2 protein-coding genes are annotated in these 2709 nt (G+C 42.5%); one reads left to right on the forward strand and one right to left on the reverse strand.

All coding sequences use genetic code 11. The features are described from left to right. Positions 1 to 464: 464 nt before the first annotated feature. A complete protein-coding gene (locus tag BCT81_RS16345) occupies positions 465 to 758 on the reverse strand; it encodes a hypothetical protein (RefSeq protein ID WP_133152643.1) in 294 nt (97 codons plus the stop codon). 386 nt (positions 759 to 1144) lie between these two features. Between BCT81_RS16345 and BCT81_RS16350 the strand changes: the two genes are divergently transcribed. Then, positions 1145 to 2641 carry a Fic family protein gene (locus BCT81_RS16350; RefSeq protein ID WP_102425120.1) on the forward strand — a complete coding sequence of 499 codons (1497 nt, stop codon included), beginning with the start codon at positions 1145 to 1147 and terminating at the stop codon, positions 2639 to 2641. The last annotated feature ends 68 nt before the right edge of the window (positions 2642 to 2709 follow it).

The raw sequence follows: 2709 nt of genomic DNA on the forward strand, positions 1-2709 counted from the left end.
AGATTTGACGATAGCTCTGAAAAATTATTCCGAGAACAAAAAGAATCCAAACCTTTTAGGCAACAGGTGAAATCTGATATCGATAATAAAGTCGATGAGTTTCTGGCAGGCAAAAAAACAGGGTAGTCCATTGGACATTTTTTTTTCAATATTTGCTGGATGAAGTTTTCACAAGACAGTCGTTCGACCCCATTGGGGAGCAGGATGCCATTGTGTTGACGTGGTGTATGGTCAAGAATGAAAAATAGGGGGAACTTTGCTCTTCCAAAAACATAGGCTAAAAATGATGAGGTCACAGTTACCGGCGATTATCTGAAATCCGGAATCTTAAGAAGGTTTTGGACAGAAACTACTTAAAGTGAAAGCTCTATCCATGTGACAATTCATTGGTTTTTTTCTATGCCATGATGAAAGCACTACATAGCGTATTGCTGAAGCTATAATGATGAACCTACTTCAAGCTTCTAACGATACTCTGCCGTCAGTGGAGCACCGCTCCAGTTCCTGGTGTCATCTTCTTTGATCAGCTCAAAGTTCTCTCCTTTAATCCGCTTCACTGAAGGTAACGCAAGAAGTGATTTATCTAGCCAGCCGCTATCTTTGGCTGACGCTTCATAGGCACTAAACTCCAAGGCATAGACATCATCATCCTCTTGGCGGATGTGCGATCTCTTAAAGCCTGGCGAAGTGCCGACATAGAGCTCGTTCACCTTGCCACCTTTAGAGTAAAGAGCAATAAATACATACCTAGAAGGCACCCATTGGATGCTTTTTTTACATTTATAACACAGATCAGAGGAGTTCTATCGAGTCACCTCGCATAGTTTCACTCGCCCCGATAGCGACCATTGACAAGTTTGCAGCATCCAAGGCGTTATGGATCTTACTTTGTCTTCGAAGTTGCTGGGTTGCGTATATCCCTAACCAATCTATGGAATGGAATAGGAATATTTATGCATAAATTTTTGAGGGTGCTCCTCGTCTTAATAGTGCTGCCACTATTGATGACGACATCTGGTTGTTTCTGGGATTAGGATTTCTCCTGAGCGCTAACCCTAAATGCTACAATTTTATTCTGACACTTTTCCTTGTTTAGTATGTATCTGCTTTATAAAATGCATGAAAAGAGTTCATGGGAGGCTTCATGCCAAATTTATATTTCTCAAACCAAACTGAATCTGCAAAAGATTTAGCCAAGAAAGCAAAGTCAGGTCTAATAGCAAGGGTTCACCAAGGGATTTACACGGATGCAAAACCGAGTGAACTGGAAAGTTTGTTGTTGTCTAGGTGGTATGAGGTCGTAAAGTACTTGCAGCCTGATGCAATCGCTTCACACCGAACCGCTCATGAATTGCAACCAAAGGGTGGGCTTGTTGTTGTCACATCTAATATTAAACAGCAAAGAAAAATACACGTCGCTCAAGTTCTAACCATTGATATTCAACCTGGTTCCACATCTGATCTAACAGAGCCTTTCTTGCCGACAATGCACCGTAGTGCTCCTTCAAGGCTGTTTTTGGAAAATCTGTCACTGAGTAGAGGGGCTTTAACTAAATCACTAGGACAGGAGTGGGTTGAGGAGCGTCTGTCTATCGTCATGAGAAGGACGGGGGGGGGGGAGAATGAGCTAAACCACATTCGCGATGTGGCTAGGAATTTCGCTAACGAAAATGGCTTCAATAAAGAGTTTGGTAAGTTGAATGAAATCATTTCCTCATTGCTCAACACTAACTCTATTGAGGGTACGTTGAAGAGTTCTGTCGCGATCGCTACTGCAAAGCGTGAGCCGTATGATGTTATCCGAATAGAGCGGTTTCAAGCGTTGGCTGATTTCCTAAACCGTTGTGTGTTACCAGAAATACCATATACGTATACGAAGCCGGGTTGGAAGCACCTTGCATTCTTTGAAAGCTACTTTTCCAATTTCATTGAGGGAACAGAGTTTCAGATCGATGAAGCTGAGGCTATTGTGTTTTTAAATGAGAGTGTTGGGGATAGGCATCAGGATAGCCATGATGTTTCCGCGGTGTTCCAGCAAGTATCCGAATATCAAGAAATGAGCTCGTTCCCTGAAACGGCGGAAGAGTTTCTTCAAGAGCTTCAGCGGAGACACTTCGACATGATGCTTGAGAGAAAAGACAAAAATCCTGGCGTATTCAAGTCAAAGGTAAACCGTGCGGGTACCAGTACTTTTGTTCTACCAGAGGATGTCATTGGTACATTAACGAAAGGTTTTGAGATCTATCAAACGGTTAAGTTTGGTCTTGAATCTGCAATCTTTATGCAGTTCTTAGTGTCAGAGTGTCACCCTTTCGATGATGGTAATGGCCGGCTCTCTCGAATAATGATGAATTCGGTCTTACATTCCAATGACCAATACAAACTGATCGTGCCAACAGTCCATAGGGACAGTTACTTGAATGGCCTTCGAAGAGCTTCGAGGGAGAATAAGTTTAGTACACTTGTTAAGGTTTTCTATCAACTTCAACGATACACGGCTTCTATCGATTGGGTTATCTATGGTGATGCTAGAGATGCACTGGAAAGCGATGGGGCTCACCTATTGCCTGATGAGGGAACGCCAACCTTTAATAAGGTCATTCGTAATTTTAAACTGACCCTTCCACCTGAGCTTAATTGATTGGTGTTTTACTTCTTTATCGAAACCGGTACCCGTTGGGTACCGGTTTTTGATTACTGGATTAGTTG

Origin of the sequence: Vibrio sp. 10N.261.52.A1 (assembly GCF_002876325.1) — a bacterium.
In the GTDB taxonomy this organism is placed as follows: Bacteria; Pseudomonadota; Gammaproteobacteria; order Enterobacterales; family Vibrionaceae; genus Vibrio; species Vibrio chagasii.

What these genes read in the sequence shown, in the direction of transcription:
- BCT81_RS16350 (WP_102425120.1), top strand. Translation starts at nt 1,145, where the DNA reads ATGCCAAATTTATATTTCTCAAACCAAACTGAATCTGCAAAAGATTTA.